Origin of the sequence: Streptomyces sp. NPDC056224 (genome assembly GCF_042267665.1) — a bacterium.
Lineage (GTDB): Bacteria > Actinomycetota > Actinomycetes > Streptomycetales > Streptomycetaceae > Streptomyces.
The window spans coordinates 48,995-63,739 of the sequence record NZ_JBHJTK010000025.1 but is presented as its reverse complement, the minus strand read 5'-3'; the positions used below and the strand labels follow the sequence as shown (position 1 = coordinate 63,739).

Annotated in this window: 18 protein-coding genes; 10 read left to right on the top strand and 8 right to left on the bottom strand. The window is 72.3% G+C overall.

Annotation, left to right across the window (positions count from 1 at the left end; all coding sequences use genetic code 11):
• The first annotated feature begins 58 nt into the window (after positions 1 to 58).
• Positions 59 to 754 carry a SigE family RNA polymerase sigma factor gene (locus tag ACFCZ1_RS25605; protein WP_376680598.1) on the top strand — a complete coding sequence of 232 codons (696 nt, stop codon included), beginning with the start codon at positions 59 to 61 and terminating at the stop codon, positions 752 to 754.
• Positions 755 to 1,247: 493 nt separating this feature from the next.
• On the opposite strand, the gene ACFCZ1_RS25600 is transcribed toward ACFCZ1_RS25605, so the two are convergent.
• Positions 1,248 to 1,955: a uridine kinase gene (locus ACFCZ1_RS25600; protein WP_376680626.1), complete on the bottom strand. Its 708-nt coding sequence runs from the start codon at positions 1,953 to 1,955 to the stop codon at positions 1,248 to 1,250.
• Positions 1,956 to 2,009: 54 nt separating this feature from the next.
• Here ACFCZ1_RS25600 and ACFCZ1_RS25595 point away from each other — a divergent pair, with 54 nt between their 5' ends.
• Positions 2,010 to 2,360, top strand: coding sequence for a hypothetical protein (locus ACFCZ1_RS25595; protein ID WP_376680597.1), 351 nt, complete (start codon positions 2,010 to 2,012; stop codon positions 2,358 to 2,360).
• Between the two features lie 62 nt (positions 2,361 to 2,422).
• Here ACFCZ1_RS25595 and ACFCZ1_RS25590 read toward each other — a convergent pair whose 3' ends face one another.
• From ACFCZ1_RS25590 to deoC, 3 genes are read right to left on the bottom strand one after another with little or no spacing between them, the layout of a single operon-like run.
• The gene (locus tag ACFCZ1_RS25590) at positions 2,423 to 3,322 is read right to left on the bottom strand and encodes an aldehyde dehydrogenase family protein (RefSeq protein ID WP_376680596.1); all 900 of its coding nucleotides are present in this window, start codon (positions 3,320 to 3,322) and stop codon (positions 2,423 to 2,425) included.
• Positions 3,315 to 4,751, bottom strand: a complete 1,437-nt coding sequence (locus ACFCZ1_RS25585) for an aldehyde dehydrogenase family protein (RefSeq protein ID WP_376680595.1) — start codon at positions 4,749 to 4,751, stop codon at positions 3,315 to 3,317. Before ACFCZ1_RS25585 ends, ACFCZ1_RS25590 begins: the two co-directional genes overlap by 8 nt.
• 5 nt (positions 4,752 to 4,756) lie before the next feature.
• The gene (gene deoC / locus ACFCZ1_RS25580) at positions 4,757 to 5,719 is read right to left on the bottom strand and encodes a deoxyribose-phosphate aldolase (protein ID WP_376680625.1); all 963 of its coding nucleotides are present in this window, start codon (positions 5,717 to 5,719) and stop codon (positions 4,757 to 4,759) included.
• Between the two features lie 266 nt (positions 5,720 to 5,985).
• On the opposite strand from deoC, the gene ACFCZ1_RS25575 reads away from it, so the two are divergent.
• The 5 genes from ACFCZ1_RS25575 (at position 5,986) to ACFCZ1_RS25555 (ending at position 9,349) form a co-directional block, all read left to right on the top strand.
• Entirely contained in the window at positions 5,986 to 6,993 is a 1,008-nt protein-coding gene (locus ACFCZ1_RS25575; protein WP_376680594.1) for a hypothetical protein, read from the top strand.
• 92 nt (positions 6,994 to 7,085) lie between these two features.
• On the top strand, positions 7,086 to 7,748 hold the full coding sequence (locus ACFCZ1_RS25570) for a class F sortase (protein WP_376680593.1): 663 nt from the start codon (positions 7,086 to 7,088) through the stop codon (positions 7,746 to 7,748).
• Positions 7,749 to 7,773: 25 nt separating this feature from the next.
• Entirely contained in the window at positions 7,774 to 8,433 is a 660-nt protein-coding gene (locus ACFCZ1_RS25565; protein ID WP_376680592.1) for a PH domain-containing protein, read from the top strand.
• A gap of 87 nt (positions 8,434 to 8,520) precedes the next feature.
• On the top strand, positions 8,521 to 9,093 hold the full coding sequence (locus ACFCZ1_RS25560; RefSeq protein ID WP_376680591.1) for a VanZ family protein: 573 nt from the start codon (positions 8,521 to 8,523) through the stop codon (positions 9,091 to 9,093).
• A 55-nt stretch (positions 9,094 to 9,148) separates the two neighbouring features.
• Positions 9,149 to 9,349, top strand: coding sequence for a PspC domain-containing protein (locus tag ACFCZ1_RS25555; RefSeq protein WP_376680590.1), 201 nt, complete (start codon positions 9,149 to 9,151; stop codon positions 9,347 to 9,349).
• A gap of 24 nt (positions 9,350 to 9,373) precedes the next feature.
• On the opposite strand, the gene ACFCZ1_RS25550 is transcribed toward ACFCZ1_RS25555, so the two are convergent.
• From ACFCZ1_RS25550 to ACFCZ1_RS25540, 3 genes are all read right to left on the bottom strand, one after another.
• Entirely contained in the window at positions 9,374 to 10,138 is a 765-nt protein-coding gene (locus ACFCZ1_RS25550; RefSeq protein ID WP_376680589.1) for a hypothetical protein, read from the bottom strand.
• Between the two features lie 127 nt (positions 10,139 to 10,265).
• Positions 10,266 to 10,520, bottom strand: a complete 255-nt coding sequence (locus ACFCZ1_RS25545; protein WP_376680588.1) for a hypothetical protein — start codon at positions 10,518 to 10,520, stop codon at positions 10,266 to 10,268.
• 140 nt (positions 10,521 to 10,660) lie between these two features.
• Positions 10,661 to 11,809, bottom strand: coding sequence for an adenosine deaminase (locus tag ACFCZ1_RS25540; protein WP_376680587.1), 1,149 nt, complete (start codon positions 11,807 to 11,809; stop codon positions 10,661 to 10,663).
• A gap of 113 nt (positions 11,810 to 11,922) precedes the next feature.
• Here ACFCZ1_RS25540 and ACFCZ1_RS25535 point away from each other — a divergent pair, with 113 nt between their 5' ends.
• The 3 genes from ACFCZ1_RS25535 to ACFCZ1_RS25525 all read left to right on the top strand — a co-directional run bounded on the left by ACFCZ1_RS25535 (position 11,923) and on the right by ACFCZ1_RS25525 (position 13,462).
• Positions 11,923 to 12,660 (top strand): alpha/beta hydrolase, encoded by a 738-nt coding sequence (locus ACFCZ1_RS25535; protein WP_376680586.1) that lies wholly within the window; start codon positions 11,923 to 11,925, stop codon positions 12,658 to 12,660.
• Between the two features lie 69 nt (positions 12,661 to 12,729).
• A complete protein-coding gene (locus tag ACFCZ1_RS25530; RefSeq protein ID WP_376680585.1) occupies positions 12,730 to 13,098 on the top strand; it encodes a cupin domain-containing protein in 369 nt (122 codons plus the stop codon).
• 184 nt (positions 13,099 to 13,282) lie between these two features.
• A complete protein-coding gene (locus ACFCZ1_RS25525; protein ID WP_376680584.1) occupies positions 13,283 to 13,462 on the top strand; it encodes a hypothetical protein in 180 nt (59 codons plus the stop codon).
• Positions 13,463 to 13,750: 288 nt separating this feature from the next.
• Here the strand turns inward: ACFCZ1_RS25525 and ACFCZ1_RS25520 are convergent, their stop codons facing one another.
• A complete protein-coding gene (locus ACFCZ1_RS25520; RefSeq protein WP_376680624.1) occupies positions 13,751 to 14,677 on the bottom strand; it encodes a LysR family transcriptional regulator in 927 nt (308 codons plus the stop codon).
• Positions 14,678 to 14,745: the final 68 nt, after the last annotated feature.

Here is a 14,745-nt window from a genome sequence, read left to right as displayed (position 1 = left end):
TTCTTATCAGCAACCGAACACGACGGACCCAAGCAGACTCCACGACGGGGGGCGCGAGATGAACACGCTGCACAGCACCACCACCAGCGCGGTTGTCACGCGGCTGCACGATGTGAACCGCCGGGTGGGTGTCCGTACGGTTGCGGTCACCCGTCCCCGGCCGGGACATGTCGTAGCCATTGACGCACACCAGTACCGGGCGGTTCCCGCACAGGGCACTCCGTCCTCCACGTCCGAGGCCGAGTTCACGGCGTACGTCCAGGAGCGCCGGGCCGCGCTGTACGCGACGGCCTTCCACCTCACCGGCGACCGCCACGAGGCCGAGGACCTGCTGCAGAGCGCGCTGTTCTCCACGTACCGCGCCTGGGACCGGATCAGCGACAAGGCGGCCGTGGGCGGCTACCTGCGCCGCACGATGACGAACCTGCACATCAGCGCGTGGCGCCGGCGGAAGCTGAACGAGTACCCGACGGAGGAACTGCCGGAGACGGCCTCGGACACGGACGCGATGGGTGGTACGGAGCTCCGCGCGGTGCTGTGGCAGGCGCTGGCCCGGATCCCGGAGCCGCAGCGCACGATGCTGGTGCTGCGGTACTACGAGGGCCGCACGGACCCGGAGATCGCGGAGATCCTCGGGATCAGCGTCGGCACCGTGAAGTCGAGCATCTGGCGGTCGCTGCGGCGCATGCGGGACGACGAGGCGCTGAGCTTCGGCCGCGACGAGGCGGAGTCCTTCGGGGAACTCGTCGCGTAAGGCGGCACCGACAAGAGCCATCGGGCCGGGGGGCCCGTCCTGCGGGGGTGGGACGGGGCCACGGGGGGGAAGAGGCGGGATCATGCGGCCGGGGGTCCGCGTGGTCCCGCCTTTTCGCGTGCGCGGCGCGGGTTCGCCGCGGGCCGGCGGGCGCGGAGAGCCCAGCCACATCCAGCCCCGCCGGGGCCTGAGGCGCGGGGTCCGCGTGGTCCCGCCTTTTCGCGTGCGCGGCGCGCCCGGGTGCCGGTCCCGGCCGGTACCGTCCGCCCGGCGCGGATTCGCTGCGGCCCCGCGGGAGCCGAATCCACCGGGCGAAGAGCCAGCCACGTCCCGCCCCGCCGGCGCGGTTCGCTGCGGCCCCGCGGGAGCCGAATCCACCGGGCGAAGAGCCCAGCCACATCCAGCCCCGCCGGCGTTTGAGGCGCGGGGTCCGGGGCGGCGCCCCAGGTCTTTGAGCCGGGCCGGGCGGGCGGAACCGGCACGGAACCGCCGGCTATGCCGGAGCGGCGGCGCGGTGGCGGCCCGCCGCGGCGGCGGCCAGGCGCCCGAGGGCCTCGTCGCGGCCACAGGCGTGCGCGCCGAGCGCGATGTGCCGGGCCACGATGCCCCGCTCGGCGCGCATCAGCCGGTAGCCCCTGCGCAGCAGGAAGGGAACGGACTTGCGCCCCTCCCGCAGGTCACGGGCGAGGCGCCGCCTGAAGGTCGTCGAGGGCCGCCCCCGCAGGCAGATCGCGTCGGCCAGCAGCCCCAGCTCCTGGCAGCGCGCCGCTATGTCGGCCGCGAAGATCCCCTCCGCGATGAACAGCGGGGTCCGCGGCGACCGCGAGACGTCCAGGGTCTCGGTCCCGGTCCGCGAGGACGTGGCGATGTCGTACACCGGCACCTCCGTCCGCCCCGCCGCGCACAGTTCCGCGATCGCGGTGACGGCCGCCTCCGCGTCCCAGGACGCCGGGGAGTCCCAGTCGATGTCCGAGCTGCCTTCGACCAGCGGGAGGGTGGGGTCGCCGGCCTCCTTGTAGAAGTCGTCGAGGCGCAGCACGGGCAGCCCGGACCGGGCGGCGAGTACGGATTTTCCGGAGCCCGACGGACCGGTCAGCAGGACGACGCGGGTCGGTGAAGGAGAAGAACAGCTCACGGGACACCAGTCTGAACCATTCCCCCGGGTAGGGGATCCTCCCGGTGCCCGGTTGGTATCCAGGATCACACCTCAACTACGCTGCGTGCGCACGCGACTACGACCACAGGCGGGAATCCCATGGCACGTCACGCAGCCCCTTCCGCAACGCACCGGCTCCGCACCGCAGGGCTGACGGCCTCGATGGCCGGCGCGGCCCTGGTGATGGCCGTCGGCGGTGCGCAGGCCGGTGAACTCGATGTCCCGGCGGCGCTCGCCGGGGTCACCGATCCGATCTCGAACCTCAAGGTGAATCCCCTCGCCCACACGGGCGTGGACCCGCTGGACAACGGCGTCGCCACGAAGGTCGCGGACTTCCCGGCGGTCGGTACGGGCACGGTCACCGGCGTCCTGACGCAGGGGCCCTCCGTCGGCGAGCTGCCCACGGCCGCCGTCACCTCGCTGCTGGGGCCGGTGCTCCCCAAGGCGTAGGCGGGCACGGGAAGGCCCCGGCGGTGCGGAACACTGCCGGGGCCGGTCGCGCCGGGGCGGGCCTAGTACGAGGAACCGCCCGCGCCCAGCGACCCGGTGGGGTGCCAGACGGTCTTGGTCTCCAGGAACGCCGTCATGCGGTGCGTCCCCGGGTCCGCGCTCCAGTCGTCCACAGGCTGTGGACGCAGGACGCGCTTGAGGTTGTCGGCCGCCGCGATCTCCAGCTCCTTGGCCAGCGCGACGTCCGCGCCCGCCAGGTCGATCGCGTTGACGTCCTGGTGGGACGCCAGGTGCGGGCCCATCTCGGCGGCCTTGCCGGACAGGATGTTGACCACTCCGCCGGGCAGGTCGGAGGTGGCGAGCACCTCGCCGAGGGAGAGCGCCGGGAGCGGCGCCTTCTCGGAGGCGATCACGACGGCCGTGTTGCCGGTGGCGATGACCGGGGCGAGCACCGAGATCAGACCCAGGAAGGACGAGTCCTGCGGTGCGACGACCGTGACGACACCGGTCGGCTCGGGGGTGGAGAGGTTGAAGAACGGGCCCGCGACCGGGTTGGCCCCGCCGACGATCTGGCCGATCTTGTCGGTCCAGCCCGCGTACCAGACCCAGCGGTCGACGGCCGCGTCCACGACGGCCGCGGCCTTCGACTTGGACAGGCCCTCGGCCTCGCCGACCTCGCGGACGAACTGGTCCCGGCGGCCCTCCAGCATCTCGGCGATGCGGTAGAGGATCTGGCCGCGGTTGTACGCGGTCGCGCCCGACCAGCCGCCGAAGGCCTTGCGCGCGGCGACGACCGCGTCACGCGCGTCCTTGCGGGAGGACAGGGGGGCGTTGGCCAGCCACTTGCCCTTGGAGTCGGTCACCTCGTACACCCGGCCGCTCTCGGAACGGGGGAACTTGCCCCCGACGTACAGCTTGTAGGTCTTGAAGACGCTCAGCCGCGTCACAGAAGACTCAGACATCGAGGTAGCCCTCCAGGCCGTGGCGACCGCCCTCGCGGCCGAAGCCCGACTCCTTGTAGCCGCCGAAGGGCGAGGTCGGGTCGAACTTGTTGAACGTGTTGGCCCAGACGACGCCGGCCCGGAGCTTGTTCGCGACCGCCAGGATGCGGCTGCCCTTCTCCGTCCAGATGCCGGCGGACAGGCCGTACTGGCTGTTGTTGGCCTTGGCGACGGCCTCGTCCGGCGTACGGAAGGTCAGCACGGACAGCACCGGGCCGAAGATCTCGTCGCGGGCGACGGTGTGCGCCTGGGTGACGTTCGTGAAGAGCGTCGGGGCGAACCAGTAGCCGGAGGACGGCAGCTCGCAGGCCGGGGACCAGCGCTCGGCGCCCTCGGCCTCGCCGGTCTCGGCGAGCGCCGTGATCCGGGCGAGCTGCTCGGCGGAGTTGATCGCGCCGATGTCGGTGTTCTTGTCGAGCGGGTCGCCCAGGCGCAGGGTGCTCAGGCGGCGCTTGAGGGAGTGCAGCAGCTCGTCGTGGATCGACTCCTGGACCAGCAGGCGCGAGCCCGCGCAGCAGACCTGGCCCTGGTTGAAGAAGATCCCGTTGACGATGCCCTCGACGGCCTGGTCGATGGGGGCGTCGTCGAACACGATGTTGGCGCCCTTGCCGCCCAGCTCCAGGGTGACCTTCTTGTCGGTGCCGGCGACCTGGCGGGCGATGGCCTTGCCGACCGCGGTGGAGCCGGTGAAGGCGACCTTGTTGACGTCCGGGTGCTCGACCAGGGCCGCGCCCGCGTCGCCGTAGCCCGTGAGGATGTTGACGACGCCCTTGGGCAGGCCCGCCTGGCGGCAGATGTCCGCGAAGAACAGCGCCGACAGGGGCGTGGTCTCGGCGGGCTTGAGGACGACCGTGTTACCGGTGGCGAGCGCCGGGGCGATCTTCCACGCGAGCATCAGCAGCGGGAAGTTCCACGGGATGACCTGGCCGGCCACGCCGAGCGGGCGCGGGTTCGCGCCGTAGCCCGCGTGGTCGAGCTTGTCGGCCCAGCCCGCGTAGTAGAAGAAGTGCGCGGCGACGAGCGGGAGGTCCGCGTCGCGGGTCTCCTTGATCGGCTTGCCGTTGTCCAGGGTCTCCAGGACGGCCAGCTCGCGGCTGCGCTCCTGGATGATCCGGGCGATGCGGAAGAGGTACTTGGCGCGCTCGGAGCCGGGCAGCGCGGACCACTTCTCGAAGGCCTTGCGGGCGGCCTTGACGGCGCGGTCCACGTCGGCGGCGCCCGCCTGGGCGACCTCGGCCAGGACTTCCTCGGACGACGGGGAGACGGTCTTGAAGACCTTGCCGTCGGCGGCGTCGGTGAACTCTCCGTCGATGAAGAGGCCGTAGGAGGGGGCGATGTCGACGACCGAGCGGGACTCGGGAGCCGGTGCGTACTCGAAGAGGGATGCCATGGTGATCAGTCCACCGTCACGTAGTCGGGACCGGAGTAACGGCCGGTGCTCAGCTTCTGGCGCTGCATCAACAGGTCGTTGAGCAGGCTGGAGGCGCCGAAGCGGAACCAGTGGTTGCTCAGCCAGTCCTCGCCCGCGGTCTCGTTGACCAGGACCAGGAACTTGATCGCGTCCTTGGTGGTGCGGATGCCTCCGGCCGGCTTCACGCCGATCTGGATTCCAGTCTGCTCCCGGAAGTCGCGTACGGCTTCGAGCATGAGCAGGGTGTTGGCCGGGGTGGCGTTGACGCCCACCTTGCCCGTCGACGTCTTGATGAAGTCGGCGCCCGCGAGCATGCCGATCCAGGAGGCGCGGCGGATGTTGTCGTACGTGGACAGCTCGCCGGTCTCGAAGATGACCTTGAGGCGGGCCGCGGTGCCGTCGGGGCGTACGCACGCCTCCTTCACGGCCTTGATCAGCTCGTAGGTGTCGAGGTAGCGGCCGGCGAGGAAGGCGCCACGGTCGATGACCATGTCGATCTCGTCGGCGCCGGCGGCCACGGCGTCGGCCGTGTCCGCGAGCTTGACGGGCAGGGCCGCGCGGCCGGCCGGGAACGCGGTGGCGACGGAGGCGACCTTGACGTCGGCGCCGTTCAGGGCGGCCTTGGCGGTGGCCACCATGTCGGGGTAGACGCAGACCGCGGCGGTCATGGGGGTCGTACGGTCGGTCGGATCGGGGTTGACGGCCTTGGCGGAGAGCGCCCGGACCTTGCCCGGGGTGTCCGCACCCTCAAGCGTGGTCAGGTCGATCATCGAAATGGCCAGGTCAATGGCGTACGCCTTGGCCGTGGTCTTGATCGAACGGGTACCGAGCGCGGCCGCGCGGGCCTCGAGGCCGACGGCGTCTACGCCGGGCAGCCCGTGCAGGAAGCGACGCAGCGCGCTGTCGGACGTCGTCACGTCAGCGAATGCGGTGAGGGTGGTGGGCATGGTCACCAGATGAGCATATCTACGCGCGTAGCGGCCTGTCACCCCCCGGATCGGATTCCAGGGGATCGCTATGGAATCGACACCTCCGTTCCGACACCCTTTCGGCCGTTACACGGCCATGACAGGACCCGAATCCTCCGCCCGCACAAGATCCATAAATTGGTCTTCAGCAGCCCGCCACACCTGACCCGGTGAACCCGACCGAACAGACGCAACGCGGCATGCGGCTCTCCTCCACTCTCCTCACCCACGCTTCAGGAGTCGTTATGCGTACCGCCCTCCGCACCTCGATCGTCACCGTCGCCCTCGCCGGCGCGATGCTCGTCCCGGTCGCCGGCGCCGCGTTCGCCGTGCCGGTCACCGCCGCGCCGGTCACCGCCGTGCCGGTCACCGCCGTGCCGCAGGCGGCCGCCGCCTCGGACGACAGCCGCTACGAGGGCGAGGTCCACGCCATCGGCCAGGGCATGGTCGCGGTGCTGCGCAACAAGGAAGAGGGCCCCGAGGCCTGGATCCGCTGGGTCGGCCACGAGTGGAAGCCGGGCGACCCCTACCTGGTCTCGGTCGTGGCGAAGCTGGACCGGACCCGGACCTCCGACAAGGTCGGCGACGTGTACCTCGAGCTCACCGGGGCCGAATCCGCCAAGCCCGTGCTCGTCGTCACCAGGGGCGGCGTCGCCACGTCCTACCCGCTGCCCGCGGGCAAGGCCGCCGCGGACTGCCGGGTCGGGCCGAAGCAGGAGTCGCTGGGCGCGGGCGTGCGCACCTACCTGTACTTCGGCGAGTACGGCCCGGAGGCGTACCTCTTCCACTCCGGCGACGACCGCGGCTTCGCCGTCCTGAACCGCGACAACCCCGCGCTGCCCGATGCGCAGGGGATCATCGTCCGGATCGTGAACCCCAGCGGCGCCGCGCCCGTCCTCGAGTGGAAGACCCAGGGTGGCGCCGACGCCCCGTTCGGCCGGACCTCGTTCCCCGCGTTCCCCAAGGGGTGCCAGCCGAAGTACACGTTCACCGACGACAAGACGGCGGAGCCCGGCACCCCCGCCCCCAAGCCGTCCGCCACCCCGTCCACCCCGGCCGGCAAGAAGGCCCAGACCACGGGTCAGACCACCGTGGTCCCGAAGGGCCCGGTCGCCGCCGGCGCCGAGCTCCCCGTCGAGACCGCCGCGGACGCCGACAACACGACCACGGTGGCGGCCGGCGCCGGCCTGATCGCGATCATCGGTGCCCTCGGCGCCCGCGTGGCCCTGCGCCGCCGCCGCGCTCAGGGCTGATCCCCTCCCGGTCCCTCGCTCGCCTCGCCTCCGGCGGGCCACCCCTCGCGGTGGCCCGCCGGAGCCCTTTTCCCGTTTCCCGGAGCGTCCCCATGGCCCACCGCGCCGCCCGTCCGCTGCTCGCCGCCGCCGTCCTCGCCGCCGCCCTGACCGGCTGCGGCAGCGCCGCCACGCCCGGCAGCACACCCGGCGGCACACCCGGCGGCACGCCCGGCACGCCGTCCGCCACGCCGTCCGCGGCCGCCGCCCCGCCCGCCGTCACCGCCACGTCCGCGCCCGCGGCCCCGGTGTCGGCCGCCCCGCTGCCCGCCTCCGCGCCCGTACGCGTACGGATCCCCGCGGCCGGGGTCGACGCCTCGCCGCTCCTGAAGCTCGGCCTGGCCGCCGACGGCACCGTCGAGGTGCCCTCCGTGGCCGACGGGGACAGGATCGGCTGGTACGACAAGGGCGTCACCCCCGGCGAGACCGGCCCGGCCGTGCTGATCGGGCACTTCGACACCGCGCGCGGCCCCGCCGTCCTGCGCAACGTCTCGAAGATCCACACCGGCGACGAGATCACCGTCTCCCGGGTGGACGGCAGCACCGCCGTCTTCCGCGTCCGCGAGCTGGAGCAGGTCGACAAGAAGCACTTCCCCACCGCCAAGGTGTACGGGGACACCCTGCAGCCCGAGCTGCGCGTCATCACCTGCGGCGGCGCGATCACCGACGGCCACCGGCCCGACAACATCATCTTGTACGCCGATCTCGTGGGCTGAGACCGCGTGGGGCAGAATCGACCGCATGAGCAGCCAGCAGCCCTCCGACGAGCCGGTGTACGACGACCGGGTCTACCGCTCCTCCATGGCCGTGGTCACGGGTGTGCTGCTGCTCGCCCTGATCGCGTGGCTCTGCGGGGACGCCGTGGTGCGCGGCGCCGGGAACACCCCGTGGATCTCGCTCGCGGTCGCGCTGTGCGCCGTACCGCTGGTCGTGGCCTTCACCATCCGCCCGGCCGTCTTCGCCAATGCGGACCGGCTGCGCGTGCGCAACCCCTTCCGGGTCATCGAGCTGCCCTGGGCGGCCGTGGACTCGGTGCGCGCCGGGTACTCGGCCGAGGTGCTGGCCGAGGGTTCGAAGTATCAGCTCTGGTCCGTCCCCGTCTCGCTGCGCGAGCGCAAGAAGGCGGCCCGCCAGCAGCGGCCCGGCCGCGGCGGCTTCGGCGGGCGCGGCGGGCGCGGCGCCCTGGGGCCGTCCTCCTCGGAGGCGCAGAAGCCCGCCGTACCGGCCGGGCCGCAGCGTGCCGGGGCCGACCAGGTCGTGGACGAGCTGCGGGACCTGGCGGAGCGCGGTGCCTCGCGGCCCGGCGCCCAGGGCGGCGTGCGCGTGCAGTGGTCGTACGAGGTCATCGCGCCGGCCGTGGCCGGCGCGCTGCTGCTGATCGTGCTCTTCGCCACGGGCTGAGCGGTCCCCGCAACGTTTCCGTACATGTCCCCGGCACATCTCGTCCCGGGCGGAACCGGGGCCACCGGGCGGTGCGTCCTCGCAGGTGTGCAGCGTCATGAGGCCGGCGGCAGCGCCGCCACCGCCATTCATCTCCGGTTCCGGCTCCTGGCCGCCCTCCTGCTGGCCGCCCACCTCCTGGCCGTCGGCTGGCTGACCCTTCGGCCGCTGGACGTGCCCTGGGCCGCGGCCGCCAATCTGAACCCGCTGGAGGGGATCAGGGCGGACCTCGCCTACGGGCCGCTGGAGGCCGCCCACCGGATCGGCGAGGGGCTGGCGCTGCTGGCCCCGCTCGGGGTGCTGCTTCCCCTGGTCAGCGGGCGGCTCGCACCGTCGGCGCTGTCCGCGTGGTCGTCGCTCGCCCGGACCGCGGCCGCGGGCGCGCTGGTCTCGGTGTGCATCGAGATGCTCCAGACCGCGGTGCCGGGCCAGGTGGCCGACGTGGACTCGGTCCTGCTGAACACCCTCGGGGTGCTGCTCGCGCACGCGGCCGTCGTACCGGCGCTGCGCGCCCGGATGAGGCGTTCACGCACCGCTTATCAGGGGGCCACCCCGAGAATTACCAGGGTCGGGCTCGGCCCCTGGACCGAGGTCCTGTCGGCGGTTCCCCGGGAGTATTGAGGCATCGCAAGCCGTGCTGGTCTGCGACGCAGCGATCCCGAAGAAGGAGAACCCCATGAGCGCCCTTGCCCGCCCCCGTGAAGGCCGGTGGATCGGCGGAGTCTGCGCCGCACTGGCGCGCCGCTTCGGAATGTCCGCGAACACGATGCGCGTCATCTTCGTCGTGTCGTGCCTGCTGCCCGGCCCGCAGTTCCTGATCTACCTGGCGTTGTGGCTGCTCCTGCCGAACGAGAAGTCCGCCTCCACCACCTGGTGAGCCCTGCGTCGGGCCGGGGGCGCGTCAGCCGGCCCGCCGGACCTTCTCCAGCTGCTTGTCGGCGACTTCCTGCGGCACCTGCGCCTTCTGCTGGCCGGCCGCCACGTTGAGCGCCATCAGCCGCACGACGGTGTCCTTCTCACGTACGACGACCAGGTGGACCTGCGCCGAGACGCCCTGGGCGGCCGCGGTCGTGGTCCAGCTGACGCTCTCGTCGCCGGACGTGCGGTAGTCGGTGGCCTGCACCTCGCGGTAGCTGCCGGTCTGCTTCTCGACCGTGGCGGAGAAGCCCGAGCCGCAGGCGGCGACGGCGGCCCTGAGGCGGGCGACGAGTGCCTTGGCGTCGCCCTCCGCGTAGGAGCTGACCGAGGCGGAGACCGCGAGTCCGACCTGCTTCTGGGAGCCGACGCCGCGGTTGACGGTCTCGCGCGCGGCCGGGTCCGGCTTGTCGCCCATGATGTCGGCCAGCGGCTGGCAGGCCTTCTTGTCGGCCTGCGGCTGACCGTTCGGGGCGCTCGGATTCTTGCCCTGGGCGGAGATCTGGTAGCCGGGCAGGTCGCCCTGCTCCAACGCGGACCGCTCCAGCCTGCCGCCCCCGGCCCCGGGCGCGGCGGAGCCGCCGGGGGCGGTGGCCGTCGGGGCGCCGGGCGCGCCCGGGGCCCGGCCCGCGGAACCCTTGGGGTCCGGGTCGTCGCCCTTCGCGGGGCCGCCCGTGCCGACGCACCCGGCCGTCGCGAGCAGCAGGGCGGGAACCAGCGCGACCATCGTCGCTCGTGCCTTCATGCGCATGACCAAGAACCTCATACCGATGGGGTCGGCGGGCAGTTGGTGGTGATCGTGGCACACGGCACGGCGGTACACACACCTCGCCGAAGAGGCGTACGACCACCGTGCACGCGTTCGCATCGCGGCAGGGTCAGCCGCCGTTGAGGGCGCCGGTGAGCGGGTTCAGCAGGCCGGTGACCGAGGAGGTGGGGTCGCTCGACTGCTGGCCCTCCGCGCCCGCGTGCTGCTGGCTGGTGACGCCCTGGAGCGCACCGGTGGCGGTCCCCAGCGCGTCGGTGAGACCGACGGCCGGGAGGGCGGCGGCGGAGGCGGTACCGGCGGCGACGGCGGCGAAGGCGGCACCGAGAGCGGCGGCGCCGAGGATCTTGGCAGCTGACTGCTTCATGAAGAATAGTCCTTGCGGAGAGGAATTTGAGCGGCTCCGCAAACTAGTCACTTGAAACCCCCACCCGCAAACATCCTTAAATACGAGAAAGCGCCCGGGAATTGCTCACCCCGGGCGCTTTCAGTACGTCACGCCGTGGCCTACGCCGAGACGGAACCCCTGGTGGAGGCGGTCTGCTGGAACAGCCACTCCGACTTCAGTTCCGCATAACCGGGCTTGATGACCTCGTTGATCATGGCCAGTCGTTCATCGAAAGGAATGAACGCGGACTTCATCGCATTGACGGTGAACCACTGCATGTCGTCGAGCGAGTAGCCAAAGGTGTCGACCAGGTGCTCGAACTCGCGGCTCATGCTGGTGCCGCTCATCAGGCGGTTGTCGGTGTTCACCGTGAGCCTGAAGTGCAGCTTCCGCAGCAGGCCGATCGGGTGCTCGGCGTACGAGGCGGCGGCGGCGGTCTGCAGGTTCGACGTCGGGCACATCTCCAGGGGGATGCGCTTGTCCCGGACGTAGGAGGCCAGGCGGCCCAGCTTCACGGAACCGTCGGCGGCGACCTCGATGTCATCGATGATCTTCACGCCGTGGCCGAGGCGGTCGGCGCCGCACCACTGCAGGGCCTGCCAGATCGACGGCAGGCCGAAGGCCTCGCCCGCGTGGATCGTGAAGTGGTTGTTCTCGCGCTTGAGGTATTCGAAGGCGTCGAGGTGGCGGGTGGGAGGGAACCCGGCCTCGGCGCCGGCGATGTCGAAGCCGACCACGCCGTTGTCGCGGTAGCGGTTGGCCAGCTCCGCGATCTCCAGCGCGCGGGCGGCGTGGCGCATCGCGGTCAGCAGGGCGCCGACGCGGATGCGGTGGCCGCTCTCCTTCGCGCGGCGCTCGCCCTCGCGGAAGCCGTCGTTCACGGCCTCGACGACCTCTTCGAGGGTCAGGCCGGCTTCCAGGTGCTGCTCGGGGGCGTAGCGGATCTCGGCGTACACGACGCCGTCCTCGGCCAGGTCCTCGGCGCACTCGGCGGCGACCCGGAAGAGGGCCTCCTTCGTCTGCATGACCGCGCAGGTGTGTGCGAAGGTCTCCAGGTAGCGCGGGAGGGAACCGGAGTCGGCGGCCTCGCGGAACCAGATGCCGAGCTTGTCGGCGTCGGTCTCGGGGAGGTTCTCGTAACCGGCCTCACGGGCCAGCTCGATAATGGTCCCGGGGCGCAGTCCACCGTCGAGGTGATCGTGCAGCAGCACCTTCGGGGAGCGGCGGATCTGATCCGGGGTCGGCAGGTTGGGGGTCTCGCTCGTCATCTGGGCACTCTACTCCTACGCGCGTAGAGCGGAGTCCCGACGGCGGGCGTCGATATGTAACAGAGACCGTGCGGACGGATGGCGTACACCCGAAGGTCTGAGACTGTTCCGTCATGGCACAGCATGCGCCGCCGGCGCGCGGGGCCCGCCTGGGGCGGGCGGCCGGCGCGAGAACCGGCTCGGGTACGACGGAAAGTGCGGTCAACGGGGTGGTGCTCCTGCTTCCCGGGGCGTCCAGATTCTCCCCCGGCCCGCTGCGTCCCCTCGGGCGGGCGCTGGGGCGGGCGGGCGGGGCGGAGGGGCTGGTCGCGCACATCGTGGTCCACGGCGGGGGATCCTCCCGCGAGGAGCAGGCGGGATGGGCGGCGGACGAGGTGGTGCGGCGGTACGGGGACGTGCCGGTGTGCCTGGCCGGCTACGGCGCGGGCGGCCTGGCCGCGCTGCGGGCGGCGGGCCACCACGCCGTCAACTCCGTGGTGGCACTGGCCCCTTGCTTAGAGGAGGCGGCGGCCGCGGCGGGCCGGCCCGAACCGGTGAAACAGCTGTCGGGACGCCGGGTACTGATCGTGCACGGCACCGACGACGCGCGCAGTGACCCGGAGGCATCGTTTCAGCTCGCGGCCCGGGCGAAGAAGGCCAACCGGTTGACCTGTCGCTTCGAGGTGCACTCGGACGGGCACGGGCTGCGCGAGCACCAGCCGGAAGTCGTCGCGCTGGCCGTGGACTTCGTCCTGGGCTCGGTGTTCTCGGGACGGTACTCGCGGCCGGTGACGGACGCGCTCGCCGCTCCCCCGCCGCTGGGCCTGCGGATGCCGCTGGCTTCGGGGTTCGGGCGGTCGCTGCGCAGGTGAGGGGAGGCTCCCGCGCGTACTGTGAGGAGTGGACTCGGGGTGTGCCCTTCCTCCCGGAGGCGATTAGCCATGGCCGGATTGCAGAGCAGGAACTTCGACAAGCCGGACGAGACGCGGCCGTTCGAGGGCGCCAAGGGCAGGCTGGACCTGTTCAACACCGAGGGCGGGGCCGTTGGGCGCGCCGTCTTCGAGCCGGGATGGCGCTGGACGGAGCACGTCAAGCCGCTGGCGGGCACGGACAGCTGCCGGTCCGCTCACACGGGGTACGTGGCGAGCGGGCGCATGAAGATCGTCATGGACGACGGGGAGAGCGCCGAGATCGGCCCCGGCGACTTCATCCAGATCGATCCCGGACACGACGCCTGGGTCCTGGGTGACGAGCCCTGTGTAGTGCTGGACTGGACCGGCTACGGCGACTACGCGAAGCCGGCCGGCTGACGCCGACGCGTCCGCCGCTCCCGCCGCGCCGGCGGCCCCGTCGAAGTGCCGCGCCGGTGGTCGTGCCGGTGATCCCGCCGGTGGTCGCGCCGGTGATCGCGTCGGCTCGGCCCCGGGCCAGCCGCTCCGAGCCGGTGACGGACCTCGGGGCGGTACGGGGGCTGATCGCGGAGCCGGTCGCGGCGTGCGAGCGGGAGCCGCGGACCTCGCAGCCGGGCGGGGCCTCGCGGCCGACGGCTGCCGGGGGCACCTCCCAGCGGTAGCCGGGGAAGTCGAGGGGGTGACGGCACCGGGCTCGCAGGTGCGGACGCTGGGCGACGGGCTGATGCGGATGCCGGTCTTCGACGACCACACGGGGGCCTGATGGCGGCACCGGACCGCGGCGGGGCGGCGCTGGTGGTGCGCGAGCCGAACGCCGTGCACGTCCGGACGCCGCGCGGTCGATCTCGGACGAGCTGCGGCAGGCGATCGTCCGGCCGCTGTCGGAGGGACTGGAGGACAAGGTGATCGCCCGGCGGTTCGGCATGTCGCAGCGGACCCGCCAGCGGCACATCGCCGGGATCATGCGGTCCGTCGGGGCCGAGTCCCGTTTCCAGGAGGGGTGCTTGCCGCCCTCGCAGCCGCCGCCCCGGGCGTCCGGCCAGAGGGGCGCCTACACCTCCGGGAGCAGCCGGCCGCGGCGGGAGAGCAGGAAGCGTTTGAACTCCGCCACCGGAGGGGTGTCGGGGTGGCCGTCGAGCCAGGCGAGGCCGATCTCGCGGACGGCGCGCGGGGCGGTGACCGTCAGCTCGACGACACCCGGGCGGGCCACGGCGGGGGGCGGCAGGAGGGCCACGCCGAGGCCGGCGGCGACCAGGCCGCGCAGGGTCTCGGCCTCCTCGCCCTCGAACGCCACGCGGGGGGTGAAGCCGGCCTCCGCGCACAGGTCGTCGGTGATGCGGCGCAGGCCGTAGCCGGGCTCCAGGGTGACGAAGGTTTCCTCGGCGGCCTCGGCGAGGCGGATGCGCTTGCGGCCGGCGAGGCGGTGGTCGTCGGGGACGACCAGGCGCAGCCGCTGTTCGTCGAGGCGGCGGGCGACGAGGTCGGGGGCGTCGGGCACGGGCGAGGTGAGGCAGAGGTCGAGCTCGCCCGCCCGCAGCCGCTCCAGCATGGCCTCGCCGTAGTTCTGGACGAGGGAGAAGCGCACGCGCGGGTGATCGGCGCGGAAGGCGCGGATGAGGCCGGGTACGGTCTCGGAGCCCAGGGTGTGCAGGAAGCCGAAGGCGACCTTCCCGAAGGACGGGTCGGCGTCCTGCTGGACGGATTCGGCGGCGCGGGCGATCCCGTCCAGGGCCTGTTCGGTGGAGGCCAGGAACGTGCGTCCCGCGGTGGTGAGGGCGACGGTACGGCCCTTGCGGGCGAACAGCGTGACGCCGAGGTCCTGTTCGAGGCGGACCATGGCCCGCGACAGGGTGGACTGCGGGACGCCCAGTTCGTGGGCGGCCCGGGTGACGTGCTCGTGCCGGGCGACGGCCGCGAAGTACGCGAGGCGCGGGGCCAGCAAACGTGTCACCGACACGTCTTCTTCGTAACGGTTCATCGACATGCGCCCCCCTGAGCTGTACTGATGCGTGAGTGCATCGATTATCGCGAATCCGTGCATTGGAC

What these genes read in the sequence shown, in the direction of transcription:
- ACFCZ1_RS25605 (WP_376680598.1), top strand. Translation starts at nt 59, where the DNA reads ATGAACACGCTGCACAGCACCACCACCAGCGCGGTTGTCACGCGGCTG.
- ACFCZ1_RS25595 (WP_376680597.1), top strand. Translation starts at nt 2,010, where the DNA reads ATGGCACGTCACGCAGCCCCTTCCGCAACGCACCGGCTCCGCACCGCA.
- ACFCZ1_RS25590 (WP_376680596.1), bottom strand. Translation starts at nt 3,322, where the DNA reads ATGTCTGAGTCTTCTGTGACGCGGCTGAGCGTCTTCAAGACCTACAAG.
- ACFCZ1_RS25585 (WP_376680595.1), bottom strand. Translation starts at nt 4,751, where the DNA reads ATGGCATCCCTCTTCGAGTACGCACCGGCTCCCGAGTCCCGCTCGGTC.
- deoC (WP_376680625.1), bottom strand. Translation starts at nt 5,719, where the DNA reads ATGCCCACCACCCTCACCGCATTCGCTGACGTGACGACGTCCGACAGC.
- ACFCZ1_RS25575 (WP_376680594.1), top strand. Translation starts at nt 5,986, where the DNA reads ATGCGTACCGCCCTCCGCACCTCGATCGTCACCGTCGCCCTCGCCGGC.
- ACFCZ1_RS25570 (WP_376680593.1), top strand. Translation starts at nt 7,086, where the DNA reads ATGGCCCACCGCGCCGCCCGTCCGCTGCTCGCCGCCGCCGTCCTCGCC.
- ACFCZ1_RS25565 (WP_376680592.1), top strand. Translation starts at nt 7,774, where the DNA reads ATGAGCAGCCAGCAGCCCTCCGACGAGCCGGTGTACGACGACCGGGTC.
- ACFCZ1_RS25555 (WP_376680590.1), top strand. Translation starts at nt 9,149, where the DNA reads ATGAGCGCCCTTGCCCGCCCCCGTGAAGGCCGGTGGATCGGCGGAGTC.
- ACFCZ1_RS25550 (WP_376680589.1), bottom strand. Translation starts at nt 10,138, where the DNA reads ATGCGCATGAAGGCACGAGCGACGATGGTCGCGCTGGTTCCCGCCCTG.
- ACFCZ1_RS25545 (WP_376680588.1), bottom strand. Translation starts at nt 10,520, where the DNA reads ATGAAGCAGTCAGCTGCCAAGATCCTCGGCGCCGCCGCTCTCGGTGCC.
- ACFCZ1_RS25540 (WP_376680587.1), bottom strand. Translation starts at nt 11,809, where the DNA reads ATGACGAGCGAGACCCCCAACCTGCCGACCCCGGATCAGATCCGCCGC.
- ACFCZ1_RS25535 (WP_376680586.1), top strand. Translation starts at nt 11,923, where the DNA reads ATGGCACAGCATGCGCCGCCGGCGCGCGGGGCCCGCCTGGGGCGGGCG.
- ACFCZ1_RS25530 (WP_376680585.1), top strand. Translation starts at nt 12,730, where the DNA reads ATGGCCGGATTGCAGAGCAGGAACTTCGACAAGCCGGACGAGACGCGG.
- ACFCZ1_RS25520 (WP_376680624.1), bottom strand. Translation starts at nt 14,677, where the DNA reads ATGAACCGTTACGAAGAAGACGTGTCGGTGACACGTTTGCTGGCCCCG.